Raw genomic sequence first — 25423 nt, 5'->3', positions numbered from 1 at the left:
GGTCGATTCCCGCCTCCACCGATCGGTGGACCCTCCCGCCCCTCCCTGCGGATATACGATCCGCCGCACCGACGAGCGGGCTCCGGCGTCGGCGTGCCGGATCGTATATCCGCCGAGATGAACGGTTCGAGGGGGCGCGGAGCGCCGGCGCGAGACCCTAGTCGGCAGGCGGCATCCCCAGCTCGGCGAGGCGCCGCTCGAGGAAGCGGCGTTCGGGTGCAGTTGGGACGAGCGCCAGCGCCTCGCGGTAGCGTGCGGCCGCGGCATCCGTGTCGCCGAGGCGGCGCAGGAGGTCGGCCTGCGCGGCGGGAAGCAGGTGGTAGCCGTCGAGCCGACCGGATGCCGCGAGCAGGGCGAGGTCGTCGAGCCCGTGGCGCGGCCCGAACGCCATGCCGCGAGCGATGGCGCGGTTGAGCGCGACGAACGGCGAGTCGGCGAGCATGGCGAGGGCGTCGTAGCGGTCGACGATGGCAGGCCAGTCCGTGTCGTCGGCGGAGCGGGCACGGGCGTGGACCGCCTGGATCTCGGCCTGCAGGCGGTACTGGCCCGGTGCGTCGCGCCGCGCGGCCAGGGGTTCGAGCAGCGCGAGCCCCTCGGCGATCTCGGCGGCGTCCCATCGGGAGCGGTCCTGCTCGGGGAGCGGCACGAGGTCGCCCGCGGCATCCGCTCTGGCAGCCGACCGAGCGTGCTGCAGCAGCATGAGCGCGAGGAGGGCGCGTGCCTCGTCGGCGTCGGGCATCAGCGCGACGACGAGCCGGGCGAGCCGGATCGCCTCGACGGTGAGGTCGAGCCGCTGCAGCGACTCGCCGTGCGAGGCCAGGTAGCCCTCGTTGGCGACGAGGTACAGCACCGCGAGCACGCCGCCGAGCCGCTCGGGCAGCAGGTCGTCGGTCGGCACGCGGTAGGGGATGCCGGCGTTGCGGATCTTCCGCTTGGCACGCGAGATGCGCTGGCCCATCGTCGCCTCGGGCACGTGGAACGCTCGCGCGATCTCACCGGTGTCGAGGCCGCCCACGGTGCGGAGCGTGAGCGCGACCCGCGCCTCCATCGGCAGCGCGGGGTGGGCGCAGGTGAAGACGAGCCGCAGCCGGTCGTCCCACTCGGGCTCGCGGGCGACGAGGTCGGCCGGGTCGGGCGGACCGGCATCGCGTCCGGCGAAGCGTTCCATCTCGATCCACTCCTCGACCTTCCCGGCCTCGACGCCCCGGCGGCGGAGCCGGTCGAGCGCGAGGTTCCTCGCCGCGGTCGTGAGCCACGCGCCCGGGTTCCCCGGCACGCCGTCGCGCGGCCAGGTCGCCGCCGCGCGTTCGAACGCACCCGCCGCCGCCTCCTCGGCGACGTCCCAGTCCCCGGTGCGCCGGATCAGGGTCGCGACGATCCGCGCCCAGTCCGAGCGGTACGCGGCGGCGAGCGCATCCTCCGCGCCGGATGCGGGGGAGTGGGCCTCCTCCGCACCCGGCGCGCTGTCCCGTCCGTCGTTCAGCGGTGCGCTCCCGCGAGCGCGTCGGCCGCAGCGGGTTCGAGGCGGCGATCGCGATCGCTCGCCTCGCGCTCGTCGCGTGCCACGTGGTCGTCGTGCTCGTCGAGCGGCCACAGCGGGCGGAGCTCGATCAGGCCGCCACGGGCCATCGGGTGCTTCGACGCCACCTCGATCGCCTCGGCGAGGTCGCGGACCTCGATCAGGTCGAAGCCGGCGACCCATTCCTTCGCCTCGGCGAAGCCGCCGTCGGTCACGAGCACCTCGTCGTGGCGGCGCCGCACGATCGTGGCGTCCCCGGGCCGGCGCAGCACTTCGCCGAACAGGCGGACGCCGCGGCCGTCCATCTCACTGACCCACTCGTCGACATCGGGGGCGCCGTCCTCGTCGTCGGCCGACGCATCCCGACGCGGGTCGGCCACGACCTGCAGGAGGTAGCGTCGCCCGCGCGCGGGCCGCTCGGGGAACCCTTCGGGCACGACCCGCGCGTCGGGTGCCGCGTCGGGCCAACGCACGAACGGCCTGACCTCGACCTGCCCGAACGACGCCACCGGATGCTTCGACGCGATCTCGATCGCCTCGTCGAGGTCGCGCACGTCGATGACGTCGAACCCGCCGATCGTCTCCTTCGCCTCGCTGAACGGCCCGTCGGAGACGAGCACCTCGCCCGCGCGGACCCGGACCACGGTGGCGTCCTGGCCGGGGCGCAGTCGCTCGCCGTACTCCGAGACGCCGCGCGCCACGACGTCGTCGACCCAGTCGCCGATGTTGTCGGCCTCGGGGGCGTACGGCAGCGGGTCGGTGCCCTCGCTGTAGAACAGTGCGTACTCCATGACGGTCTCCTTCTCTCGGTCACGCTACGCAGGTACGACGAACGGGGGAACCCGATTTCGACACCCGCTCCGAGCGACGGGCGGCTGTCGTCGGGATCGCGGGATCCGTCAGCTCTGCAGTCGGTATGACTGGTTATACTTTGGCTATGAAGACCGCGATCTCCATCCCGGATGGCGACTTCGAGCGATTCGAGCGCGTCGCCGCCCGGCACGGCATGAACCGCTCGGAGTTCTTTCGACGCGCCGGCCGCCGCTTCGTCGAGGAACTCGAGGGCGAGGCCGAGCTGACCGCCCTGGCCGATGCGGTCATCGAACGCGTCGGGCAGCCCTCGGCTGACAGCCCGTTCCTCTCGGAGTCCGAGCGCCGCATGCTCGAGGCGACTGAGTGGTGATCGCCCACGGCGACGTCGTCTGGGTCGACTTCGGTTCACCGCGAGGATCGGAACCGGCGAAGCGGCGTCCCGCCGTCGTGATGCAGGAGGATTGGCTGCTCGCCACGCAGATCGCCACCGTCCTGGTCGTGCCGTTGACATCGAACGTTGCGCTGGAGGCGTTCCCCGGCAACGTGCTCATACCCGTCGAGGCTTCCGGCCTCGAGAAGGACTCGGTGGCGGTCGTGTCGCAAGTCGGACCGGTGAGCCGGGAGTTCCTCGACGCGTCTCCGGCCGGGCACCTCCCGAGCTACGTTCAGACGAAGATCGCCGACGGCATCCGCCTCGTCATGGGCATCTGAGCCGCGACCACACTGCGGATCCGCTTAGGATCCCTCAGCGGTCATCTCGACCCGCATACACTGCAGCGGTGAGACGCCGGCGCGAGGAAGACAGTGGTTCATGGTTCTCCATCGCCCTTGGGATGCTCGGCATTCTTGCGATCGGACTTGGGTCGTGGTGGTTCGCCGCCTTTCTCTACATGTCGGTCGATGGGGATGTCCTGGTCCCGCTCGATGAAGGGCGTTGGGCAGGAGCCCCAACTCTGTTCCTCATCGGGTTGTTCGGGCTCGCAGGGCTTGCTGCAATCAGTGCGTTCGGCTTCTTGACCTGGCTCATGATTCTCACTGCAGCCGAGGGCCGCGGGGAGCGCAGGTAGCGCACAGGCGATCCCTCAGTGAGCCGTCGGGGTGGGCGGTGCGTCCGGACCGTTCTTCTGCGGATCCGCAAGATGGATGGTGATCGATCGGCCTTGGATCTCCTCGGTCGCCGTGTCGACGGTTACTGACGTCTCCGTGGTCACGTCAAGCGGCCAGTCGATGCGGGGCGTGGCCCGGTTCAGGTAGTTCGATTCATACGTCGAGAGCGCAAAGCGCCCTGGATCGACGGGCTGGCGCGATGGTCGACCCGGCCTCAGGGTCCGAAGCACGACTCCTGCGGCGATCAGCACCCAGAAACCGGACACGATCCACACGTGGACACCCGGAGCAACGACCAACGCGACGGCCCAGGCGACGAGCCCCGCTCCCAGGGCGAGCACGACCAATAGCTTCCTCATCGACGGTGCTCGCGCTTCAAGCGTCCTGGGGCGGTGGGAACCGCCAACGTCGCGGGCGATCCGAGATCCCATCACCGCGCAGCCGCCTGTCGATGTAGACCATCACCAGCCCGGCCGCGATCAATGCGGCGCCCAGCGGAGCGAGCACGGTCCGAGCGATCGCCACCACGATCTCGAGCACGCCGATGGCCGAAAGCCACTCCGTCGTGTTCGGCGCCCACCAGGCATTCAGCGCGAGCGGTGCGGTGGCAACCAAGATGCCGCCAGCCAGCGCGACGCCCACGCCGGCCCAGATCACGGTCTTGGGCATCGACTCAACGCTCATGCAACTCCCTCGCCACGAAGACACGTGCCCGCAACGCTACCGAACGGGGGAGGCTGTCAGGCGATCGGCTGGGACTCCGCCAGACGGGATCCCTCAATGCGAGATATGACAGCGGGAGGCGCAGCGCTCTTGGGCGGTCTCGAACGTCGCTGTCAGGCGGCGTCAGCCACGCGCCGCGCAGAGCGCCGGAACGAGCCGATGTCCGGGTCGGGGCCGAGTCCGAGCTCGTGTCGCAGCTCGGCGCCGGCGGACTTCGCTCGCTGGTACCGCATCGCCGTGGCGGGGAAGAACCGCTCTCGACCCGATTGAAGCTCGAAGCCGATCATCGACACGTTCGCGCTGTAGAGGTCGGTGCCTCCTGACCACATGATTACGTATCCGTTGTAGTTGACCACGGACACCCGTGAGATCGTCGATCGGTCGAGGTAGTAGGTCCAGAACCAGGACACGACCTTGAGTCGTTGCTCATTGACGTAGATCCCGAAGAAGGCGCTTCGTGCCCAGATCACGAGGGGACCGAAGCAGATCGCCCACGTCCCGGGGTTCGACCAGTTGTAGCCGGTCTCGCGGCCGCCGTACATGGTGGCGAGAACCCACCCCCAGCACAAGACTGTTGCTGTCACGCGCGCGGCGGAGCCCGTTCCACGGACGCTTCGCCAACGCTGCACCGAACACCTACCAGACACCTCACCGGCGGTCGGCCAGGCAATCTAGGATCGCACGAGAGTGCAGCCCACTCGCGACACGGGAGCACGCGAACGATCCCTCAACGCAAATGATGTCGGTGAGGGTTTCGTGCAAGATCGACTCATGGCCGATTCGCGGAAGCTCCCGGTTGCTCGAGCGTCGCGATGGCAAGCGACCGTGATCGCCGTTGTCGTGGCGCTCGGCCTGGCTGGTTGCGGCGATCGATGGATCGAGGTCGATGCCGCCGACCTGGTAGGCGAGTGGAGTGCGAGCGTCGACGGGAACATGATATGGGCAAGTATCAGACCCGACGGAACTGTGCGCTTCACGGACCTGCCTGAGCGGGTCTTCTGCGCGGGCGCGGACCATCGGATTTCCGAGGCCGACTGGAGCAACTCGGCAGACGTCGCGGCGACGTGGGAGCTCGATGCCGAGTATCAGGACCCGGGGTCCTTGCCGCTGGGCTTCCGGGACAACGGCGGATGTTGGGCGAACGCCTATGTTGTCGAGCAGTCCGGCGCGATGATGATCAAGATGCTCGTCGGCCCACCGACCGACGGCTCGACGGTTCTCCCATTCCGCAGGAGCGAATAGGGCTCTCACACCGGCCAGCATCAATCCGGTACGCCGCGGCTGTAGGTTCGCACGCCGAAGAGTTCGCCAGCTGAGCGCACGGACGATCCCTCTAAGCGGGACTAGTGCGGAGGCAGTTCGTCGCGAAGCCAGGCCGACCAGAACGACTCCAGATCCGACGCGAGCCCCGTATGCTCGGCATCGATCTCGGACCAGTAGCTGACGCTGCCGTCCGCGTGGATGCAGAACGGATTGCCGGTTCCGTCATCGCCAAACGCGAGCCCGCCCCGTGCGCGCGCGGCGTCGCCATGCCGCTCCACAAGCTCATTCAGCGGCCAGATGACATACCACTGGCCGTCACGGTCCCAGACGCCGTCGGACTGCAGGTAGAGCGCGCCGAGCGCGGCCGGGAATGCCACATCGAGTTTCGCGCTGGCCATGTGCAACGCCGCGCGGGTCGTACCCGGACGCGTCACGAGCTCCGGCCTGTCGAGGATCTTGGCCCACTGCGTTGCCCCGGTACCACTGCGTTGCCCCGGTATCTGCTTTGTCGTTCATCACAGACATCTTCTTCGCTACCAGATTCGCCCGCTAGACGGTCGACCATCGAGCATCCGTCGACCTCGCGGCGCTCTGGGCGAGTCGGCGGCGAGGGCTGCCCGCAAGACCTGCTCGATTGCGGCGCCCGCTGACGGGGCCCTCTGTGCGTCACGGCTGAACTGCGGGTCGGCCGGACGGCGCCCATCGGCAGCGCTGACCGAGCGCCGGCGTGCGGGTCGCCTGCCGCCGGGGCCGGTGGAAAGGTATCCGCCGGATACCTTTCCACCGGCATCGTCGACAAGGCTGTCCTGTGCTCGCGACCGGGCCGCGTCGGTCAGCGCGGTCGCGGCATCCGCTCGCTCAGGCCCCCACGAGCAGCTGCGGGTGCTGCGCTTCGACCACGTTCGGGTGGGCGCGCAGCCGGCTCTTCAGCCAGTTCTCGCCGAAGACCGCGTGAAGCGGGTTCGCCGGGTCCTCGGTGACGCCGTGTGCCTCGGCGGCGAGGGCCGGCGGGAGCGTGATCGTCGGGATGGTGGCATCCAGCGACGGGCCGTGGAAGTAGGGGATCGAGATGCGCTCGGTGCCCGGCGCGGGGGAGACCACGCGGTGCAGCGTCGCCTTGAGGTAGCCGCCGGTGGCGATCTCGAGCAGCTCGCCGATGTTCACCACGAACGCGCCGGCGGGCGGGGTCACGTCGATCCACTCGCCGTCCTTCTCGACCTGCAGGCCCGCCTTGCCCTCCTCGACCGAGAGCAGCGTCAGCACGCCCAGGTCCTTGTGCGCGCCCACGCCCTGCGCCGGCTGCTCGGCGTCGACCCCGGGGTACCGTGCGATCTTCATGTACGGCGACGGGGTCGCGAACGCCGCGTCGAACGCATCGGCCGGCGCGCCGAGCGCCTCAGCCCACGCGCGCAGCAGGCGCGTCGACACCTCGTCGAGGCGGGCGATCCACTCCTCGGCGACCTCGCGCAGCTCCGGCAGCGCCTCCGGCCACAGGTTCGGGCCCTGGAGGACCCAGTAGTCGGGGGTGTCGGGGCCGACCGCGACCGCGGGCCGCTCGGCGCCGATGTCGATCTGCTCGCGGATGTCGACGCGCCCGAGCGTGCGCTCGCCGCCCATGCGGGTGTAGCCGCGGAAGTGCGGGCTGTTCACGTTCTCGATCGCGAGCTTGTGCGACTCGGGCAGCGCGAAGAACGCGCGGGCGACGTCGTACGCGCGATCGATGAGTTCGGCAGGCACGCCGTGGCCGACGAGCGAGAAGAAGCCGACCTCGTGGGTCGCGCGGCGGAGGTCGTCGCGGAACTGCGCCTGCTGCGCGGGCGTGCCGTTGAGGAGGGAGAGGTCGAGGACGGGGATGCCGGACATGTGCTGGTCCTTTCGAGGTGCCGGGAGGGTGGTGCGCCGACGATGAGGCGGCCCCGGCATCCTTCGACGTCGGCCCGTGGCATCCGTTTCGAGAGAAGTGCCTCGAAGAGCGGATGCCGCTGGGCTGACGCGGACGCGTCGGATGCGGCGTGAGCACGGGGGCTGCGGTCGGCGGCGCGGAGGAATCGCGCCCTGGGATCGTCGGGGAGACGATCGCCTAGCGGCGACAGCAGCGACAGGACTTGGTGCTCACGATGACGCACACGGTAGCACGGGTCGACGAGATCCGCCCAACAGCCCTGAGGGCCGAAGGGTCAGCGTGCCGCCACGCCCTCCGCCCGGTCGCGGATGCCGCGCAGCATCCGCTCCGACATGAAGAAGCTCACCAGCTGCACGGGCTCGACGAGCGCGGCCGCCCACGGCTCGAGGTACCCGTAGCGCTCGCGCACCACGAGCCTGGTGGCGTCGCCGGGCGCGTCGACGAGCACGAAGGCCCACGTGAAGTCGTACGGCGCGCCCTCCGTGCGCCCGTCGGGGCCGACGCCGCCGCGGAGCACGAGATGGTCGTCCTCCGCGAAGGCGACCACGTCGAGCGCGACCTGCGGATGCAGCCTGACGGTCTCGCCCACGCCCCGGATGCGCGCCTCCGGGAGCAGGACGTCGGCGCTGCGGATGTCGCACCCGACCAGGTTCTCGAGCCGGTCGTAGGTGTAGAAGCCGCCTCGGCCCTGCCCGATCTGCGCGATCCACGGCCAGACGTCGGCGCGCGGCGCCTCGATGCGGATCGCGCGGGTCGCCTGGAGGTCCGCCCGGGGAAGGAACCCGTCGCCGGGGAGCGGACGAGTCCGCTCGTCGTCGGTCGCGCCCCAGCGCAGCGAGACGCGCCGCACGGCGGCGATGGCCGCAACCGCCCCCGCCGCGACCGCGAGCGTCGTTCCGATCCGTGCACCACCGGCCATCCAGGCAGTCTGGCCCACCGGCCGTCGCGTCGACGGGACCGAAGCCCCACGGCGTCGGCGTCCCCGTCGCCGTCGTCAGGCGGGCACGACGAGCGAGACCGCGATCACGAGCATGACGACCGCGATCACCCCGTCGAGGACGCGCCACGCCCGCGGGCTCGCCAGCACGCGCCCGAGCAGCCTCGCGCCGTAGGCGAGTGCGAAGAACCAGATGACGCTCGCGAGCATCGCGCCCGCCGCGAAAACCCAGCGCAGCTCGCCGTACGTCGCGCCGACCGAGCCGAGCAGCACCACGGTGTCGAGGTACACGTGCGGGTTCAGCCAGGTCAGGGCGAGGCACGTCAGCACGGTCGGCAGCAGGGCCGTGCGCGTCGCCGTCGCGACGCCCCCCGACGCCGCGCGCCCCGGCGCATCGGTCGCCGGCGGGTCGGCCACCACGAGACCCGATTCCTCGCCGCGGATGGCACGCCGCGCCGCGAGCACCGCGTACCCGACCAGGAACGCCGCCCCGGCCCACCGCGCGACGCCGACGAGCCACGGCGCCGCCTGCAGCGCCGCGCCCATGCCGCCGACGCCCGCGAGGATGAGCACTGCGTCGGATGCCGCGCAGATCGCGGCGACCACGAAGACGTGCTCGCGCCGGATGCCCTGACGCAGCACGAACACGTTCTGAGCGCCGATCGCGACGATCAGCGAGAAGCCGAGCCCGAGGCCGGCGGCGAGCACAGAGAGGTCCACGGCGTCGACGCTAGGACCCGACACATCCGAAATCCAGCTCAGGATTCTCATTGCGCATTAGCATCGCTTCATGCAGATTCCGCTCGACCTCGCCCGCACCCTCGCCGCGGTCGTCGAAGCCGGCACCTTCGAGGCGGCTGCCGTCGAGCTCAGCGTCACCCCGTCGGCGGTGTCGCAGCGCGTCAAGCAGCTCGAGCAGCGACTCGGCCGGGTCCTCGTCGTGCGCACCAAGCCCGTGCGCCCGACCTCCGCGGGTGCGGCGGTCGTCCGGCTCGCGCGGCAGCTCGCCCTGCTCGAGCACGACGCCCTCGCCGCGTTCGGCGGCGACGCGGCATCCGCTCGCCCCACCGCCGTGCCGCTCGCGGTGAACGCCGACTCGCTCGCCACCTGGTTCCTGCCCGCGCTCGCGACGATCGCCGAACGGCACGCGGTCGTGTTCGACCTGCACCGCGACGACCAGGACTTCACCGCCGGGCTGCTCGAATCGGGCACCGTCATGGGCGCGGTCACCTCGCGGGCCGCCCCCGTCGCCGGATGCCTCGTGCGCCCGCTCGGCACGATGCGGTACACCGCCGTCGCGACACCCGCATGGGTCGCCCGGTGGGCTCCCGACGGGGCCGACGCGGCCGCGCTCGCGGCAGCGCCCCGCGTCGACTTCGACCGACGCGACGACCTGCAGGCCGAGTACCTCTCCATGGTGGGGGTGGATGCCGCGGACGCGCCGCGCCACTACGTGCCCGCCTCGAACGACTTCGCCACCGCGATCAAGCTCGGGCTCGGGTGGGGGCTGCTGCCGGGCTTCCAGTCCGACGACGAGCTCGCCGACGGGCGACTCGTCGCCCTCGGAGGGCCGCACGTCGACGTGCCGCTCCACTGGCAGCAGTGGAACCTCGGGTCGCCGCTGCTCGACGCGATCGCCGAGGGCGTCCTCGCCGAGGCGCGACGCGCGCTGCTCGCCTAGAGGTTCTGGCCGATGTCCCACAGCCGGTCGGGCCGGCCGTCGATCGCCTCGGAGACCGCGAGCGCCTGGTCGTCGGACAGGGAGGCGACGTAGTCGATCACCCCTCTGCCCACGCCGAGCGCGGGCACCTCGGCGGCATCCGGCACCGGAACTCCCTCCGGCCGCGTCTCGCGCAGCGCGGCGTACCCGTCGGTGGCGATCTCGACGAGCTCCTTCAGCCGCTGCGGCACCCGGTCGCGGTCGTCCTCGTCGTGCAGCCACGCCGTCAGTCCGTTCACCGCGCGAGTGAGCACCCGGCTGAGCCCGCGCTGGTACATCACGATGTCGGATCGGTCGAGGATGAAGTGCCGGTGCACGAACTTCAGCACCTCCACCTCGTGCCATGCCCGCACGTCCAGCGCGACCGGACCGGAGCGGATCACGTCCTCGGAGGCGGGCACCACCGAGGACTGGAGGTGGTCGATCCACCGGTTCGTGAACGACGAGAGCGCCCGCTCGGAGGCGATCGACCCGTCGAACGGCATCGCGAGCAGTCCGTCGACGAGGTCGTCGGCCACGACCGCGACCGCCCCGCGGAAGGCGTCGTCGTCGGCGATCCACGGGTCGCTCCGGTGCAGCTTGCGGCGCAGGGCCTCAAGCGCGCTGCCCGGCGGTGCCCCACGGCCCGCCAGGCCGTCGGCGTCGAGCTCGCGCAACCGCACGCCGAAGTCCATCCAGCCGCGGAACTCGCGCGCCACCGCGCCCTGGCTGAGCAGCCCGGCGCGGTAGAAGTCGTCGACGTCGTGGATCGAGTAGGCGATGTCGTCGGCGATGTCCATCACCGAGCACTCGAGCGACTGCCGCAGCGGCGGATGTCCGCGCCGCGCCTCCTCGAAGTCGGCCGCGTCGATCCCGTACGACGAGAACTTCAGCACGTCGACGCCGTCCGGCGTGCGCCGCAGGCCGCGGGGCAGCGGTCCGTCGCCGAGCGCGTCGACGTCGAGGTACCGCGTCCACGGGTACTTGGACACCGCCGACCGCACGGCCGCCGTCAGGTTGAGCCCCCGCGGCGCCACCTCGCTCACGTCGAGCGTGGCGAGGATGCGGTAGCTCTGCGCGTTGCCCTCGAACCCGTCGGTGAGGCCGAGCCGCTCGCGCGCGAGCCGGTCGAGCACGCGCTCGCCGAGGTGCCCGAACGGCGGGTGGCCGAGGTCGTGAGCGGATGCCGCGGCCTGCACCACGACGGCGTCGCACCCGTGCTCCAGCGCGAACTCGCGGGCCGGCGACGCGGCATCCGTCAGCTTCACGGCGATCGCGCGGGCGACCGCGGTCACCTTGATCGAGTGCGTCAGCCGATTGTGGATGAGCGGGCCGGCGCCGGGCTGGGCGATGACCTGCGTCACCGCCGACAGGCGCGAGAAGTACGGGGAGAACCGGATGCGCTCGAGGTCGAGCCGGAACTGCGAGTGCTCGCCGACGACGTCGGCGCTGCTGCGCGGTTCGTGGACGTGACGCGCGGCCCGATCCATCGGCGCCCCCCGCTCAGCCGAAGAGCCGCTGCAGTCGCTGCACGCCCTCGAGGAGCGGCTCGTCGCCGAGTGCGTAGCTGAACCGCAGGAACCCGCTCGGGCCGAACGCCTCGCCGGGCACCGCCGCCACCTCGGCGCGCTCGAGCATCAGGTCGGCGAGCTCGAGCGAGCTGGTCGGCGTCACGCCGCCCCACTCGCGGCCGAGCAGGCCGGTGACATCCGGGTAGACGTAGAACGCGCCCTGCGGCACGGGGACCGACATCCCCTCGATCTTCGACAGCTCGCCCACGATGAGCCGGCGGCGACGGTCGAACGCGCGCCGCATCTCCTCGACGGGCTCCTGCGGGCCGGTGAGGGCGGCGATCGCCGCGCGCTGCGAGATGTTCGACACGTTCGAGGTCAGGTGCGACTGCAGGTTCGCGGCGCCCTTGATGACGTCGGCCGGGCCGACCATCCAGCCGACCCGCCAGCCGGTCATCGCATACGTCTTCGCGACGCCGTTCACCAGGATCGTGCGGTCGGCGAGCTCCGGCACGGCCTCGACGATCGACACCGCGCGCGGGGGAGTGCCGCCCTCGTCGTCGGCGTAGGTGAGGTTCTGGTAGATCTCGTCGGTCACGACCCAGATGCCGTGCTCGAGGGCCCACTCGCCGATCTCGCGGACCTGCTCGGCCGAGTACACGGCGCCGGTCGGGTTCGACGGCGAGACGAACAGCAGCACCTTCGTGCGGTCGGTGCGCGCCGCCTCGAGCTGGTCGACCGTGACGAGGTAGCCCTGGTCGCTGCCGGCGAACACGTCGACCTGGCGCCCGCCCGCGAGCTTGATCGCCTCGGGGTACGTGGTCCAGTACGGCGCGGGGACGAGCACCTCGTCGCCGTCGTCGAGCAGCACCTGGAAGGCCTGGTAGACGGCCTGCTTGCCGCCGTTCGTGACGACGACCTGGTTCGCCCCGACCTCGAGGCCGGAGTCGCGCAGCGTCTTCGCCGCGACCGCCTCGCGCAGGTCGGGCAGGCCCGCCGCCGGGGTGTACCGGTGATTGCGCGGATCGCGGACGGCCTCGAGCGCGGCCTCGACGATGTGCGCGGGGGTCGCGAAGTCGGGCTCGCCGGCGGCGTACGAGATCACCGGGCGGCCCTCGGCCTGCAGGGCTTTCGCCTTCGCATCGACCTTCAGGGTCGCGGATTCGGCGATGGCGGCGATGCGGGCGGAGAGACGGCGCTGTTCGTTCACGCGACCAGCCTATGGCGACCGCGGGTGCGCAGAGAAGGGCGCCGCGGCAGTGCCCCCAGCCGCGACGCCGGCGCCCGCCCCCACGGGCGCATCCCTCTCGGACCGGGCCGCCGGGGCCGTTCGGCGATCGATGTCGCCTCCGCCCCTCGCCCGATCATCGGGTACACCCCACCGTAGATCGCGAGCCGCCGGGCAGGGAGGGACGTTCGTCCCTCGGGATGGCGGCGGTTTGGTGCCGCTCCCGGCGTCGCATACACTTGGTGAGGTTGCTGAAGTCAGCCAAGATCTTCTGCGCCTTCTTCCGGGTCGAGACCCGATAGTCGGCACGGCGAGGCGGCGGCTTCATCTCCATGCGGTCCGGAAGTGCGGAGCGCATAGGGCGGTGGCTCAATTGGTAGAGCAGCGGTCTCCAAAACCGCAGGTTGCAGGTTCGAGTCCTGTCCGCCCTGCGAGCCGGCCGGCGTCGGCCGGCCCATGAAAGGTGTACGAGTGGCCCGGAAAGTGATCGACGAACCCAGCGAGGAAGTCGTCGCCGATGCCAAGCGCGAGCGCGCGGCACGGCGCAACCCCTTCGCCCGGATCGCCCTGTTCATCCGGCAGGTGATCGGCGAGCTGAAGAAGGTCGTCACCCCCACGCGCAAGGAACTGTTCACCTTCACCGGCGTGGTGCTGGTGTTCGTGGTGATCATGATGGCCGTGGTCTGGGGCATGGACCAGGTCTTCGGCTGGCTGGTCCTGTACGTCTTCGGGCAGCCGGGGGTCTGATCGGGCCGTCGGCCCGGTACCCGCCGCCGCCCTCTGGCGGCACGGCAGAAGAGAAGGATTGAGGAACAGTGTCGAGGAACGAGCGCGAAGACGTCGATTGGGCCACGGCCGCCGAGCAGTCGTCCGAGGTCGAGGAGGCCCAGGAGGGCGCGACGCAGGAGCACGATGAGGACGCGGTCGAGCCGGCCGAGCACCGCGCCGTCCACGTGGTCGACGACGAGGGCGCCGAGATCGACCTCGACGCCGTGCTCGACTCGCTCGCCGAGGCGACCGACCCGCAGGCCGACGCCGTCGTCGACGACGCCCTCGACATCGACTCCGCCGAGGAGGCGGAGGCCGCGGCCGAGGCCGTGACCGAAGAGGACGAGGAGCACGACCCGTACGAGGCGTTCCGCAACGAGCTGCGCTTCCTCCCCGGCAAGTGGTACGTCGTGCACTCCTACGCCGGCTTCGAGCGCCGGGTGAAGGCGAACATCGAGCAGCGCCGCGAGACCATGGCGATGGCGGAGTTCATCCACCAGGTCGAGGTCCCGATGGAGGACGTCGTCGAGATCAAGAACGGCCAGCGCAAGATGGTCACGCGCGTTCGCGTGCCCGGCTACGTGCTCGTCCGCATGGACCTCAACGAGGAGAGCTGGTCGGTCATCCGCCACACTCCGGGCGTCACCGGCTTCGTGGGCAACGCGCACAACCCGACCCCCCTCCGCTTCGAGGAGGCCTTCAACATGCTGAAGAGCCTCGTCGAGCTGAAGGACGTCGCCCCCGCGAAGGGCGCGAAGGGTGCGGCCGCCGGCGGCGCCGCCCGCCAGATCCCGGCCGAGGTCGACTTCGAGATCGGCGAGACGATCACGATCAAGGACGGCTCGTTCGCCGGCCTGCCCGGCACGATCAACGAGATCAAGCCCGAGAGCGGCAAGCTCACGGTGCTCGTCTCGCTCTTCGAGCGCGAGACCCCCGTCGAGCTCAGCTTCGACCAGGTCACCAAGCTCTAACCGCACACAGACCGCACGCAGGCGACCCTCCGGTATCATCGGAGGGTTGTGCTGCGTCCAGCACAAGACCACCGCAACCCGGAACCGCCGGGACCTGCGGGAGAGTGCCCCGGCCACGGGCCGGGCGTTCGAACAGGAAGAGAGAAATCATGGCACCGAAGAAGAAGGTCACGGGTCTGATCAAGCTTCAGATCAAGGCCGGCGCCGCCAACCCCGCCCCGCCGATCGGTCCGGCGCTGGGTCAGCACGGCGTCAACATCATGGAGTTCTGCAAGGCGTACAACGCCGCGACCGAGTCGCAGCGCGGCAACGTCATCCCCGTCGAGATCACGGTCTACGAGGACCGCTCCTTCACCTTCGTCCTGAAGACCCCGCCCGCCGCCGAGCTGATCAAGAAGGCCGCCGGCGTCGCCAAGGGCTCGGGCGTCCCGCACACCACCAAGGTGGGCAAGATCACGCCGGACCAGGTCCGCGAGATCGCCGAGGCGAAGATGGTCGACCTCAACGCGAACGACATCGACGCCGCGTCGAAGATCATCGCCGGCACCGCCCGCTCGATGGGCATCACGGTCGAGTAAGGCCGCGGCGGATGCCGTGCGGCATCCGCTCCACAGAACTCTCATTCGTGGCAGCGCCCGCCAGGCGCGATGACCACACTCTCGCTAGGAGAACCAACATGGCACAGAAGTCCAAGGCCTACCGGGCCGCGGCCGAGAAGATCGAGGCCGGCAAGTACTACACCCCGACCGACGCCGTCGCGCTCGCGAAGGAGACCGGCTCGGCGAAGTTCGACTCGACCGTCGAGGTCGCGCTGAAGCTCGGCGTCGACCCCCGCAAGGCCGACCAGATGGTGCGCGGCACCGTCATCCTCCCGCACGGCACCGGCAAGACCGCCCGCGTCATCGTCTTCGCGACCGGCCCTGCGGCCGAGGCCGCGATCGCCGCGGGCGCCGATGAGGTCGGCGGCGCCGAGCTCATCGAGAAGGTCGCCGGCGGCTACACCGCGTTCGACGCGGCCGTCGCCACGCCCGAGCTCATGGGCCAGGTCGGTCGTCTGGGCAAGGTCCTCGGCCCCCGCGGCCTCATGCCGAACCCCAAGACCGGCACCGTGACCCCCAACCCGGCCAAGGCCGTCGAGGAGATCAAGGGCGGCAAGATCGAGTTCCGCGTCGACAAGCACGCCAACGTGCACTTCGTCGTCGGCAAGGCCTCGTTCTCGCAGGAGCAGCTGAACGAGAACATCAGCGCCGCCCTCGAGGAGGTCGTGCGCCTCAAGCCGTCGAGCGCCAAGGGCCGCTACATCCAGAAGGGCGCCGTGTCGACCACGTTCGGCCCCGGCATCCCGCTGGACGTCAACGCCATCTGAGTCGCCTGACTCGTCACGAAGGGCCCGCCGGTTCGCCGGCGGGCCCTTCGTCGTCCATCCGCCCGACGACCCGTGCGCGCCTCGGAGCCGAGCGAGCGCACGATCCGCCTGCATCCTTCTGCCCATCGCGCGACGGGCTCGATGGGTGATCCGGCCGACGCGGCGCGGACGGCCGCTCTCTAGCGTGACGAGCGTGGGCCCGGAATACCGACGGGTCCGGAGCGGAGGGAGATCATGGATGCCACGGGCACGACAGGTCGCGTCGCAAACGCGGCCGATGTGATCGAGCAGCACGACACGGTCGTCGTCGGGGGCGGCCAGGCCGGCCTGACCATCGGGCACGAGCTCGCGCGTCGGGGCGTGGACTTCGCGATCCTCGACGCGCATGATCGCATCGGCGAGGCGTGGCGGCGGCGCTGGACCTCGCTGCGGCTGAACACGCCGGCCAAGTACGACGGGCTTCCGGGCATGGCGGTCGGCCCTGACGGACTCGCGTTCCCGACCAAGGACGAGTTCGCGGACTACCTCGAGCGCTATGCCGCAGCTGAGGCGCTGCCGGTCCTGACGGGCTGTCACGTCGTGGCCCTCGACCGGCTCGGCGAGCGATACGTGGTCGCCACGGCGGACGGCCGCCGATTCGTCGCGTCGAACGTCGTCATCGCGACCGGGCCGCATCAGGTCCCGCGGACGCCCGCGTTCGCCGCCGGGCTCGCGCCGCACATCGTGAGCCTGCACTCCGACGAGTACCGCGATCCCGGGCAGCTCGCGCCCGGCCGCGTCCTCGTCGTCGGCTTCGGGAACTCCGCTGCTGAGATCGCGCTCGACGTGTCCAGGTCGCACGACACCTGGATCTCCGGACGCCCGAGCGGGCAGTTGCCGTTCCGCCATGGACGCGCGGCGGCCCGCTTCGGCTTCCCGCTGGTACGGTTCGTCGGACTGCATGTGGCGACCGCCGACACCGCGCTCGGCCGCCGCATGCTCGCGCGCCAGCGCGGCCGCGCCGAGCCGTTGATCCGCGTGCGCCGCCCGGAACTCCGTGCGGCCGGGGTGCGCATGGTGCCGAGAACCACGGGGGTCGAGGGCGGGCGGCCGGTCGTCGGCGGCACCGTCCTCGACGTCGAGAACGTCATCTGGTGCACGGGGTTCGACGAGGACTTCGCGTGGGTGCACCTCCCGGCCTTCGAGGCCGGACGACCGGGGCACGACCACGGAGCCGTCGATGGGGCACCCGGCATTCACCTGCTGGGCCAGCACCTGCTGCAGACCAAGGGGTCGGGCACTCTCGTCGGGCTCGGACGGGACGCGGAGCGGATCGCGAAGCGGATCGCCGCGCAGCGGGTGTCGTCGACGGGGGCCGAGCGCCGAGTCGAGCAGAACGCGGCTGCGTGAACGGGACGGGCGCCGGGGCCTTGCCGCCCCGCCTGGGGCGCGGTACCGTGCGCGAAGGGGCGGCTCCCGACGGCCGACCGGCCGCGCGGGCCGATCCGAGCGATGAGCGCATCCACCAGTCTCGAGTAGGCGCGCACCGCCTTTGCGGAGCGCAGGTGGGGCGACGCGGTCGACTGGTTCGAACGCACGCGGGGAGGCCCGGCCGCCATGCCGGCCGACGACCTCGACCGGTTCGCGACGGCAGCCGCCCTCGTCGGTCGAAGCGAGCGCGCGATCGAGCTGGGCACGCTCGCCCATGAGGCGCACCTCGCCGCTGGGCGCCCCGACCGCGCCGCCTACACCGCGAGCTGGATCAGCCTCGAGTCGATCACCTCGGGCAATCCGTCCCAGGGCATGGGCTGGCTCGCGCGTGCCAAGCGGCTCGTGGAGGAACTCGACGATCCGGGCGCCGCTGAGGGGTTCGCGCTCATCCCGGAGGCACTGGGCGCGCTCTACGCGGGCGATGCGGAGCATGCGCGTGAGCTGTTCGGCCGGGCCGGCGAGATCGCAGCGCGCACGCGCGACCCGGACGTGGCCGCGTTCGCCCTCCTGGGCAGCGGCCAGGCCGCGATCATGGCGGGCGACAGGTCCGGCGGCATCCGGATGCTCGACGAGGTGATGGTCTCGGTCTCCGCCGGCGAGGTCGGGCCCGTGCCCGCAGGCATCGTCTACTGCGCCGTCATCGGCTACTGCCACCTGACGTTCGAGCTCGCGCGCGCCGTCGAGTGGACGAGCGCCCTCGACCGGTGGTGCCGCGGCCAGCCCTCGATGATCGCGTTCAGCGGGCAGTGCCAAGCGCATCGTGCCGAGCTCTTCCGCCTCCACGGAGCCTGGAGCGACGCGATGGCCGCCGCGAAGCTCGCCGAGCAGCGCCTGCTCGCCGGCGACTACGGCGCCGCCTTCGGCGCCTACTACCAGCAGGCGGAGGTGCTGCGTCTGCGAGGCGAATCCGCGGCGGCGGAGGCGATGTACTCGCGTGCGGCCGAATCCGGGTGGGACCCGCAACCCGGACTCGCGCTGCTGCGCCTGGACGAGGGGCGGGCGGAACTCGCCCGGAGCCTCATCAGGCGCAGCGCCGAGGGCGCCGACGCGGCGACGCGATGCCACCTGCTGCCGGCGGTGGTGACCATCGAGGTCGCAGCGGGTGACCTCGACGCCGCCCGCGCGGCAGCGGACGAGTTGGCCGGACTGCAACGGACCAACGGGTCGGTCATGCTTCGGGCAATCGCCCGGTTCGCCGACGGCGAGGTGCGGCTCGCGGCCGGAGATCCGTCGGGCGCGTTCACGAGCCTCCGCGACGCACGGGAAGCGTGGGTGGAGGCGGGAGCGCCCTACGAGGTCGCGCGATGCCGGGTCCTCATGGCCCAAGCGCGCCGCGACCTCGACGAGGCCGAGGCGGCGGATCTCGAGGAGGACCTCGCCGAGGCGGTGTTCGCGGAGCTCGGTGCCGCGGTCGCACTCGGAGCGCTCGCACGACGTCGCGGCACGGGGCGGCGCGACCGCGACGGACTGCCGCTCACCGCCCGGGAGATCGAGGTGCTCCAGCAGGTGGCTCGCGGTATCACCAACCGCGAGATCGCGTCGGAGATGCACCTCAGCGAGAAGACCGTCGCCCGGCACCTCAGCAACATCTTCACCAAGCTCGGCATTCCGAGCCGCGCCGCGGCGACGGCCTACGCGTTCGAGCATCGGCTGGTCTGATCGGGCGGGGCATGGGCAGAACGACCCATGGCCGCGCATCGCCGGGTTGCGTGCTTCGCCCGATCCGGCCATGGCGCCGGCCGCGTAGCGTCGCGATCATGGATGTACCGGTGTTCGCAGGGACGGTCGCGGCCGTCGTGTTCGCGAGCGCCAACCTGCCGATGGTGTGGAAGGCGCTGCGCACCCACGACGTCGGGTCGTACAGCCTGGGCAGCATCGCGATGATCAACGCGGCGAACGCCGTCTACTCGGTCTACGTCCTCAGCCTGCCGATCGGGCCGATCTGGCTGCTCCACTCCTTCTACCTGGTGGCATCGGCGGTCATGCTCGCCCTCTGCGTGCGGCAGCGCCGGGCCGCAGGCCGCAGTCGGGGCGGGTGCCGCGGGGCCCCGAGGTCAGCCGAGCACCCGGAAGCCGCGATCCCCCGTGGGCTCGAGGTCGGCCGTGCTCATCGACGTGACGTCCGCCCCGGGCGGGCCCTCGTCGAGCCATGACAGCATCTCGTCCACGGCGGCGGGCTCGCCTTCGATCTCGGCCTCGACCGCGCCGTCGTTGCGGTTGCGGATCCACCCCGAGACCCCGAGGCGCTGCGCCTCGACGCGCGCGCTGAAGCGGAAGCCGACCGCTTGCACGCGGCCGTGGACGATGACGCGCTGACGGATCATGCGACCCCCTTGCGACGAGGGTAGACCGCGGACGGGGCGGCCGCCCGGATGCCGCGCCCGGATGCCGCGCCCGGTCGCCGCGCGTACGATGAGCGGCATGGGCGAGGTCGACGAGTACGTGTCCGGGCTCGACGAGCCGGCGAGGTCGGCGATCGGCGCCGCGTACCGGGTGGCGCGCGCGACCGTGCCCGAAGCGGTGGAGGGGGTCGGCTACGGCATGCCCGCGCTGCGCTACCGCGACAAGCCGCTGCTGTCGATCATGCAGGCGAAGGCGCACCTGGGGCTGTACCCGTTCAGCCCCGCGGTGATCGCGTCGCTCGCCGACGAACTCGAGGGGTTCGACACCGCCAAGGGAACCATCCGGTTCACCGCCGGGCATCCGCTGCCCGACGAGCTCGTCGAGCGACTCGTGTCACTCCGGCGCGACGAGATCGACGCCACCGCCGCGGGCCGGCGCCGGTGAGCGGGCAGGAGCGACCGCGGCTGCTCGGCGCGGTGGTCGACGACGAGCTGGCCCGTGCCCTCGAGCAGGTCGCGGGGTCGGCGAGCGGCGGCGAGATCGCCGACTACATCCCCGAACTCGCCGGGGTCGACCCCGACCGATTCGGCGTCTCGATCGCGAGCGTGCTGGGGCGCGTGTACGGGGCCGGCGACGCCGAGGCGGCGTTCACGATCCAGTCGGCGTCGAAGCCGTTCGTGTACGCCTTCGCGTGCGACGAGCTCGGGGCCGACGAGGTGCACCGGCGCGTGGGGGTCGAGCCGAGCGGCGAGCCGTTCAACGCGATCAGCCTCGATGAGCTGGGCCGGCCCGAGAACCCCTTCATCAACGCCGGCGCGATCGTGACCACGTCGCTCGTGCCGGGTGACGACGGGGCCGAGCGGTTCGCGCGCATCCACGACGCCCTCTCGCGGTTCGCCGGGCGCGAGCTCGACCTCGACGACGAGGTGTACACGTCGGAGGCCGCGAGCGGCCACCGCAACCGCGCGCTCGCCGGCCTGGCCCTCGCCGCCGGATCGCTCGCGACCGACGACGTCGACGCGGCGACCGACCCGTACTTCCGTCAGTGCTCGCTCCTGGTCACGACGGAGGACCTCGCGCTCATGGGCGCGACGCTGGCGAACGGCGGGGTGCACCCGCTCACGCGCGACCGCGTCGTGAGCGAGCGGGCCGCCCGCGACACGCTCTCGGTCATGGCGACCTGCGGCATGTACGACCGGTCGGGCGCGTGGGCGTTCCGGGTCGGGATGCCGGCGAAGTCGGGCGTCGGCGGCGGCATCGTCGCGGTGCGCCCCGGGGAGTTCGGCGTCGGCGTCTTCAGTCCGCGCCTGGACGACGCCGGGAACAGCGTCCGCGGCGTCGCCATGCTCGAGGAGCTCTCCGGCCGGTTCGGCCTCCACATGTTCGACCACGCGCGGGTGCCGGCCTCGCCGGTCCGCTCCGCCACGGTCGACGACGAGGCGCGCTCGGTGACGCTCGACCTGCGCGGCGAGCTCGACTTCCTCGCCGCCGAGCAGGTCGTGCACGAGGCGGGCCGGCTCCTGCGCCACGTCGACGCGCGCACGCTGCGGCTCGACTTCGAGGACGTCACCCTCGTCACCGAGGTGGCGGAACGGCTGCTGCGCGCGACCTCCGCGGCAGCGGAACGGGCCGGGCTCGACGTGCAGTTCCCGGGCGCTCCCGACGGCGTCGACCCCGGCATCCGCTGAGACGACGACGCGCCCCGCAGCGGATGCCGCGGGGCGCGTCGATCGGAACCGGATCAGCCGATGCGGATCAGCTTCTTGTTCACGAACTCGTCGGCGCCGAAGCGGCCGAGCTCGCGGCCCGAACCGGAGCGCTTCACGCCGCCGAACGGCAGCTCGGCGCCATCGGCCAGCACGACGTTCACGAAGACCATGCCGGCCTCGATCTGGTCGGCCACGCGGAGCGCCTGCTCCTGGTCGGTGGTGTAGACGTACGAGCCGAGGCCGAACGGGATGTCGTTCGCGAGGCGGACCGCCTCGGCCTCGTCCTTCGCGCGGTACACCTGCGCGACCGGGCCGAAGAACTCCTCCTTCGACGCGGGGTTGTCGCTCGAGACGTCGGTGAGCACGGTGGTCTGGAAGAACGCCCCGTCGCGCTCGCCGCCGTGCACGAGCTTCGCGCCGTGCGCGACCGCCTGCTCGACCTGCTTCGCGAGGCCCTCGGCCGCGCGCAGCGACGACAGCGGCCCGAGCGTGGTGTCGGCCGACGTGGGGTCGGCGGCCTCGACCTCGGCGAGCTTCGCGGTGAACTTCTCGAGGAACGGCTCGTAGAGCTCGTCGATCACGATGAAGCGCTTCGCCGCGTTGCACGACTGCCCGTTGTTGTCCAGGCGGGCGTCGACCGCGTTCTGCACGGTCTCGTCGAGGTCATCGGTCGACAGCAGGATGAAGGGGTCGGAGCCGCCGAGCTCGAGCACGACCTTCTTCAGGTGCTTGCCGGCCACCTCGGCGACCGCGGCGCCGGCCCGCTCGGAGCCGGTGAGCGAGACGCCCTGCACGCGCGGGTCGGCGATGATCGTCGCGATCTGGTCGTGCGACGCGTACACGTTCACGTACACGCCCTCGGGAGCGCCGGCGTCGCGGAACATCTGCTCGATCGCCGCGGCCGACTCGGGGCACTGCTCGGCGTGCTTCAGCACGATGGTGTTGCCGATGATCACGTTCGGGCCGGCGAAGCGGGCCACCTGGTAGTACGGGAAGTTCCACGGCATGACGCCGAGGAGCACGCCGAGCGACGAGCGGCGGATGACGGCCGAGCCCTCGCCCGCGAGCAGGTCGATGGCCTCGTCCTTCAGGAACTCGGACGCGTGGTCGGCGTAGTAGCCGTAGATGTCGCCGGCGAAGTCGACCTCGCCGAGCGCGGCCTCGATGGTCTTGCCCATCTCGCGCACGATGATCTCGGCGAGCTCCTGGCGGCGCTCGACGTGCAGCTCGCCGACGCGACGGATGAGCGCCGCGCGCTCCTCGACCGTGGTCGACTTCGACCAGGTGCGGTGCGCCTCGTCGGCGGCGGCGATCGCGGCCTCGAGCTCGGCGTCGGTGATGGTCGGGTAGGACTTGACCGTCTCTCCGGTGGCCGGGTTGACGACGGCGTAGTTCGTCATGGGACTCCTCTGGGTGATGGTGCACGGGACTCGCCAACCGGTCGGCGACGACGGTGCACGCCACCTCCAAGCCTAAGCCGACATCCGCTGGGCGCGATCGACGCGGTGTCCGATCCTCGGCGCGCGTTGGACACGTTGTACAGCAAGGGGCCCGGAGGGCGTGGGTATCGTGGCGAAGGGGCCGCCGACCCGCGGCCCCGGAACGCCGAGGAGGGCGGATGGCGGAGACGGTCGACGACGCCGGCGGCGTGCTGGGCGGCATCCGCGTCGCCGACTTCTCACGGGTGCTCGCGGGTCCCTACGCCACGATGATGCTCGCCGACTTCGGCGCCGACGTGATCAAGGTCGAGCCCCCCGATGGCGACGACACGCGCCGGTGGCATCCGCCGGTCGGCCCCGACGGACAGGCCACGTACTTCGCCAGCGTCAACCGAAACAAGCGGTCCGTTGCGCTCGACCTCGCCGATGCCGCGGGCCGGGCCGAGGCGCAGCGCCTCGCCGCCTCGGCCGACGTGGTCGTCGAGAACTTCCGGCCCGGCGTCATGACGCGCTTCGGGCTCGGCTACGACGAGGTGCGCGGGTCGAACCCGGGCGTCGTCTACTGCTCGATCACGGGGTTCGGCGCGGGCGAGGGGGCGGCGCTCGCGGGCTACGACCTGCTCGTGCAGGCCGTCGGCGGGCTGATGAGCATCACTGGTGCGCCCGAGGGCGACCCGACGAAGGCCGGCGTCGCCCTCGTCGACGTGCTCACCGGCCAGAACGCGGTCGCCGGCATCCTGCTCGCGCTGCGCCGGCGGGATGCCACGGGCGAGGGCTCGCTCGTCGAGGTGAACCTCCTGCACAGCCTGCTGTCGGCGCTCACGAACCAGGCCGGTTCCACCCTCGCGACCGGCCGCGCCCCGGGCCGCCTGGGCAACGCGCACCCGAGCATCGCCCCATATGCCGCGTTCCGCGCCGCGGACCGCGAGCTCGTCATCGCGGTCGGCAACGACCGGCAGTTCCGCACCCTCGCGCGGCTGGTCCACGCCCCGGCACTCGGCGACGACCCGCGCTTCGCGGCCAACGCCGATCGCGTCGCCCACCGCGAGGCGCTGCACGACGAGCTCGAGCGCGCGCTCGCGGCGGCATCCGCGGCGCACTGGGTCGAGGTGCTCACCGACGCGGGCGTGCCGGCGGGGCTCGTGAACGACGTCGCCGAGGCGCTCGCGTTCGCCGAGCGGCTCGGACTGTCGCCGGTCGTCGACCTCGGCGGCGTGCGGTCGGTGTCCGACCCGATCGGGCTCGCGTCGGCGCCCGCCCGCTACCACTCGCCGCCGCCTCGGCTCGACGCCGACCGAGGGGCCGACTGGCGCCCCGGCGTCGCCGCGTCGCGGCATCCGTCACCCGCCCGCATCGACCTGCCGCACCCCGCACCGGAGGGAACCGAACCATGACCGACCCCGACACCGCCGACGGCACGACCGTCACCGCCCCGCGCATCGACGCCGTCTTCGACCTCGACGCGCTGCTCACCGCCGAGGAGCTCGAGTGGCGCGACCGCGCCCGGCGGTTCGCGCAGGAGCGGATCGCGCCCGTCATCGAGCAGGACTTCGAGGAGCAGCACTTCCGCCGCGAGCTCGTGCGCGAGGCCGGCGAGCTCGGCTTCCTCGGCATGCACCTCGACGGGTACGGATGCGCCGGGGCCGGTGCCGTCGCCTACGGGCTCGTGTGCCTCGAGCTCGAGGCGGCCGACTCGGGCTGGCGCACGTTCGTGTCGGTGCAGGGATCGCTCGCGATGGGCGCCATCCGCGCGTACGGATCGGAGGAGCAGAGGGAGCGGTGGCTGCCGGGCATGGCGGCCGGCGAGCTCATCGGATGCTTCGCGCTCACCGAGCCGCAGGGCGGCAGCGACCCCGCCGCCATGACCACGACCGCGCGTCGCGAGGGCGACGGCTGGGTGCTCGACGGCGCGAAGCGGTGGATCGGACTCGCCTCGCTCGCCGACGTCGCCGTCGTGTGGGCGAAGGTCGACGACGAGGGCGGCGACGACCACGGCGTCGTGCGCGGGTTCCTCGTGCCGACCACGACCGACGGGTACACGGCGACCCCGATCGAGGGGAAGCTCTCGATGCGCGCGTCGGTCCAGTGCGACGTGACCTTCGACGGCGTGCGGCTGCCGGCCGACGCGATGCTGCCCGGTGCGCGCGGGCTCTCCGGGCCGTTCGGCCGCCTCAACGAGGCCCGATACGGCATCGTCTGGGGCGCCATGGGCGCGGCGCGCTCGTGCCTCGAGGCGGCGCTGGCCCGGTCGACGTCGCGCGTGGTGTTCGGCAAGCCCATCGGGGCGAACCAGCTCACCCAGGCCAAGCTTGCCGACATGCTCGTCGAGGTGGAGAAGGGCGTGCTGCTCGCGCTGCACCTCGGCCGCCTCGAGGAGCGCGGCGCGCTGACCCCGGCGCAGATCTCGGTCGGCAAGCTCAACTCGGTGCGCGAGGCGCTGAAGATCGCGCACGAGGCGCGCACCATCCTCGGCGGTGACGGCATCACCTCGGAGTTCCCGGTGATGCGGCACGCGGCGAACCTCGAGTCGGTGCGCACCTACGAGGGCACCGACGAGGTGCACCAGCTCGTCATCGGACGCGCGCTCACCGGGCTCAACGCGTTCTGACCGGGACGGTTCGAGGGTCCCGACAGGCGGGGCGGCCCCGCGGTGC

At 71.7% G+C, this 25423-nt stretch carries 28 protein-coding genes and 1 tRNA gene; 16 read left to right on the top strand and 13 right to left on the bottom strand.

Features of this window, described 5'->3' with window-relative positions:
* Positions 1-157: 157 nt before the first annotated feature.
* Both ACUY4T_RS04200 and ACUY4T_RS04195 read right to left on the bottom strand, forming a co-directional pair.
* On the bottom strand, positions 158-1378 hold the full coding sequence (locus ACUY4T_RS04200; RefSeq protein ID WP_446017779.1) for an RNA polymerase sigma factor: 1221 nt from the start codon (positions 1376-1378) through the stop codon (positions 158-160).
* A 101-nt stretch (positions 1379-1479) separates the two neighbouring features.
* Positions 1480-2310, bottom strand: a complete 831-nt coding sequence (locus ACUY4T_RS04195; RefSeq protein ID WP_446017651.1) for a YciI family protein — start codon at positions 2308-2310, stop codon at positions 1480-1482.
* A gap of 146 nt (positions 2311-2456) precedes the next feature.
* Here ACUY4T_RS04195 and ACUY4T_RS04190 point away from each other — a divergent pair, with 146 nt between their 5' ends.
* The 3 genes from ACUY4T_RS04190 to ACUY4T_RS04180 all read left to right on the top strand — a co-directional run bounded on the left by ACUY4T_RS04190 (position 2457) and on the right by ACUY4T_RS04180 (position 3399).
* The gene (locus tag ACUY4T_RS04190) at positions 2457-2702 is read left to right on the top strand and encodes a ribbon-helix-helix domain-containing protein (RefSeq protein WP_155052534.1); all 246 of its coding nucleotides are present in this window, start codon (positions 2457-2459) and stop codon (positions 2700-2702) included.
* Positions 2696-3043 carry a type II toxin-antitoxin system PemK/MazF family toxin gene (locus ACUY4T_RS04185; RefSeq protein ID WP_446017650.1) on the top strand — a complete coding sequence of 116 codons (348 nt, stop codon included), beginning with the start codon at positions 2696-2698 and terminating at the stop codon, positions 3041-3043. The genes ACUY4T_RS04190 and ACUY4T_RS04185 overlap by 7 nt, the downstream gene beginning before the upstream one ends.
* Before the next feature lie 68 nt (positions 3044-3111).
* Positions 3112-3399: a hypothetical protein gene (locus tag ACUY4T_RS04180; RefSeq protein ID WP_446017649.1), complete on the top strand. Its 288-nt coding sequence runs from the start codon at positions 3112-3114 to the stop codon at positions 3397-3399.
* 15 nt (positions 3400-3414) lie between these two features.
* On the opposite strand, the gene ACUY4T_RS04175 is transcribed toward ACUY4T_RS04180, so the two are convergent.
* The 3 genes from ACUY4T_RS04175 to ACUY4T_RS04165 all read right to left on the bottom strand — a co-directional run bounded on the left by ACUY4T_RS04175 (position 3415) and on the right by ACUY4T_RS04165 (position 4746).
* A complete protein-coding gene (locus tag ACUY4T_RS04175) occupies positions 3415-3786 on the bottom strand; it encodes a hypothetical protein (protein WP_446017648.1) in 372 nt (123 codons plus the stop codon).
* 28 nt (positions 3787-3814) lie between these two features.
* On the bottom strand, positions 3815-4108 hold the full coding sequence (locus ACUY4T_RS04170; RefSeq protein ID WP_446017647.1) for a hypothetical protein: 294 nt from the start codon (positions 4106-4108) through the stop codon (positions 3815-3817).
* A 167-nt stretch (positions 4109-4275) separates the two neighbouring features.
* A complete protein-coding gene (locus tag ACUY4T_RS04165) occupies positions 4276-4746 on the bottom strand; it encodes a hypothetical protein (RefSeq protein WP_446017646.1) in 471 nt (156 codons plus the stop codon).
* A 187-nt stretch (positions 4747-4933) separates the two neighbouring features.
* Between ACUY4T_RS04165 and ACUY4T_RS04160 the strand changes: the two genes are divergently transcribed.
* A complete protein-coding gene (locus tag ACUY4T_RS04160; RefSeq protein ID WP_446017645.1) occupies positions 4934-5404 on the top strand; it encodes a hypothetical protein in 471 nt (156 codons plus the stop codon).
* A 101-nt stretch (positions 5405-5505) separates the two neighbouring features.
* Here the strand turns inward: ACUY4T_RS04160 and ACUY4T_RS04155 are convergent, their stop codons facing one another.
* The 4 genes from ACUY4T_RS04155 to ACUY4T_RS04140 form a co-directional block, all read right to left on the bottom strand.
* Entirely contained in the window at positions 5506-5859 is a 354-nt protein-coding gene (locus ACUY4T_RS04155) for an SMI1/KNR4 family protein (protein ID WP_446017644.1), read from the bottom strand.
* A gap of 424 nt (positions 5860-6283) precedes the next feature.
* Entirely contained in the window at positions 6284-7288 is a 1005-nt protein-coding gene (locus ACUY4T_RS04150) for an isopenicillin N synthase family dioxygenase (protein ID WP_446017643.1), read from the bottom strand.
* A 314-nt stretch (positions 7289-7602) separates the two neighbouring features.
* Positions 7603-8247: an SRPBCC family protein gene (locus tag ACUY4T_RS04145; protein ID WP_446017642.1), complete on the bottom strand. Its 645-nt coding sequence runs from the start codon at positions 8245-8247 to the stop codon at positions 7603-7605.
* Positions 8248-8322: 75 nt separating this feature from the next.
* Positions 8323-9036, bottom strand: a complete 714-nt coding sequence (locus ACUY4T_RS04140) for a LysE/ArgO family amino acid transporter (RefSeq protein WP_446017641.1) — start codon at positions 9034-9036, stop codon at positions 8323-8325.
* 19 nt (positions 9037-9055) lie between these two features.
* Between ACUY4T_RS04140 and ACUY4T_RS04135 the strand changes: the two genes are divergently transcribed.
* Positions 9056-9946: a LysR family transcriptional regulator ArgP gene (locus tag ACUY4T_RS04135; protein WP_446017640.1), complete on the top strand. Its 891-nt coding sequence runs from the start codon at positions 9056-9058 to the stop codon at positions 9944-9946.
* Here the strand turns inward: ACUY4T_RS04135 and ACUY4T_RS04130 are convergent.
* Positions 9943-11454, bottom strand: a complete 1512-nt coding sequence (locus ACUY4T_RS04130; protein WP_446017639.1) for a deoxyguanosinetriphosphate triphosphohydrolase family protein — start codon at positions 11452-11454, stop codon at positions 9943-9945. The genes ACUY4T_RS04135 and ACUY4T_RS04130 overlap by 4 nt on opposite strands.
* Before the next feature lie 13 nt (positions 11455-11467).
* Complete coding sequence (locus ACUY4T_RS04125) at positions 11468-12685, bottom strand: pyridoxal phosphate-dependent aminotransferase (RefSeq protein WP_446017638.1); 1218 nt, start codon at positions 12683-12685, stop codon at positions 11468-11470.
* Positions 12686-13061: 376 nt separating this feature from the next.
* Between ACUY4T_RS04125 and ACUY4T_RS04120 the strand changes: the two genes are divergently transcribed.
* From ACUY4T_RS04120 to ACUY4T_RS04090, 7 genes are all read left to right on the top strand, one after another.
* Positions 13062-13134 (top strand) — tRNA-Trp (locus ACUY4T_RS04120).
* Between the two features lie 40 nt (positions 13135-13174).
* Positions 13175-13450 carry a preprotein translocase subunit SecE gene (secE, locus tag ACUY4T_RS04115; protein ID WP_446017637.1) on the top strand — a complete coding sequence of 92 codons (276 nt, stop codon included), beginning with the start codon at positions 13175-13177 and terminating at the stop codon, positions 13448-13450.
* 68 nt (positions 13451-13518) lie between these two features.
* Positions 13519-14442 (top strand): transcription termination/antitermination protein NusG, encoded by a 924-nt coding sequence (gene nusG, locus ACUY4T_RS04110; RefSeq protein WP_446017636.1) that lies wholly within the window; start codon positions 13519-13521, stop codon positions 14440-14442.
* Positions 14443-14591: 149 nt separating this feature from the next.
* Complete coding sequence (gene rplK, locus ACUY4T_RS04105) at positions 14592-15020, top strand: 50S ribosomal protein L11 (protein WP_446017635.1); 429 nt, start codon at positions 14592-14594, stop codon at positions 15018-15020.
* A gap of 98 nt (positions 15021-15118) precedes the next feature.
* Positions 15119-15808, top strand: a complete 690-nt coding sequence (rplA, locus tag ACUY4T_RS04100; RefSeq protein ID WP_446017634.1) for a 50S ribosomal protein L1 — start codon at positions 15119-15121, stop codon at positions 15806-15808.
* Between the two features lie 279 nt (positions 15809-16087).
* Positions 16088-17197 carry a flavin-containing monooxygenase gene (locus ACUY4T_RS04095; RefSeq protein ID WP_446017633.1) on the top strand — a complete coding sequence of 370 codons (1110 nt, stop codon included), beginning with the start codon at positions 16088-16090 and terminating at the stop codon, positions 17195-17197.
* A 207-nt stretch (positions 17198-17404) separates the two neighbouring features.
* Complete coding sequence (locus ACUY4T_RS04090; protein WP_446017632.1) at positions 17405-18937, top strand: LuxR C-terminal-related transcriptional regulator; 1533 nt, start codon at positions 17405-17407, stop codon at positions 18935-18937.
* Positions 18938-19332: 395 nt separating this feature from the next.
* Here the strand turns inward: ACUY4T_RS04090 and ACUY4T_RS04085 are convergent, their stop codons facing one another.
* Positions 19333-19602: an acylphosphatase gene (locus tag ACUY4T_RS04085; RefSeq protein WP_446017631.1), complete on the bottom strand. Its 270-nt coding sequence runs from the start codon at positions 19600-19602 to the stop codon at positions 19333-19335.
* Positions 19603-19699: 97 nt separating this feature from the next.
* On the opposite strand from ACUY4T_RS04085, the gene ACUY4T_RS04080 reads away from it, so the two are divergent.
* Both ACUY4T_RS04080 and glsA read left to right on the top strand, forming a co-directional pair.
* Complete coding sequence (locus ACUY4T_RS04080; RefSeq protein ID WP_446017630.1) at positions 19700-20065, top strand: iron chaperone; 366 nt, start codon at positions 19700-19702, stop codon at positions 20063-20065.
* Entirely contained in the window at positions 20062-21309 is a 1248-nt protein-coding gene (glsA, locus tag ACUY4T_RS04075) for a glutaminase A (protein WP_446017629.1), read from the top strand. The genes ACUY4T_RS04080 and glsA overlap by 4 nt, the downstream gene beginning before the upstream one ends.
* A 53-nt stretch (positions 21310-21362) precedes the next feature.
* Here the strand turns inward: glsA and ACUY4T_RS04070 are convergent, their stop codons facing one another.
* On the bottom strand, positions 21363-22730 hold the full coding sequence (locus ACUY4T_RS04070; protein ID WP_446017628.1) for an NAD-dependent succinate-semialdehyde dehydrogenase: 1368 nt from the start codon (positions 22728-22730) through the stop codon (positions 21363-21365).
* Between the two features lie 218 nt (positions 22731-22948).
* Between ACUY4T_RS04070 and ACUY4T_RS04065 the strand changes: the two genes are divergently transcribed.
* Positions 22949-24163, top strand: coding sequence for a CaiB/BaiF CoA transferase family protein (locus ACUY4T_RS04065; RefSeq protein WP_446017627.1), 1215 nt, complete (start codon positions 22949-22951; stop codon positions 24161-24163).
* Positions 24160-25377 carry an acyl-CoA dehydrogenase family protein gene (locus tag ACUY4T_RS04060; RefSeq protein WP_446017626.1) on the top strand — a complete coding sequence of 406 codons (1218 nt, stop codon included), beginning with the start codon at positions 24160-24162 and terminating at the stop codon, positions 25375-25377. Before ACUY4T_RS04065 ends, ACUY4T_RS04060 begins: the two co-directional genes overlap by 4 nt.
* The last annotated feature ends 46 nt before the right edge of the window (positions 25378-25423 follow it).

This window comes from Agromyces arachidis (assembly GCF_052805135.1).
This window is presented reverse-complemented; position numbering and strand designations above follow the sequence as displayed.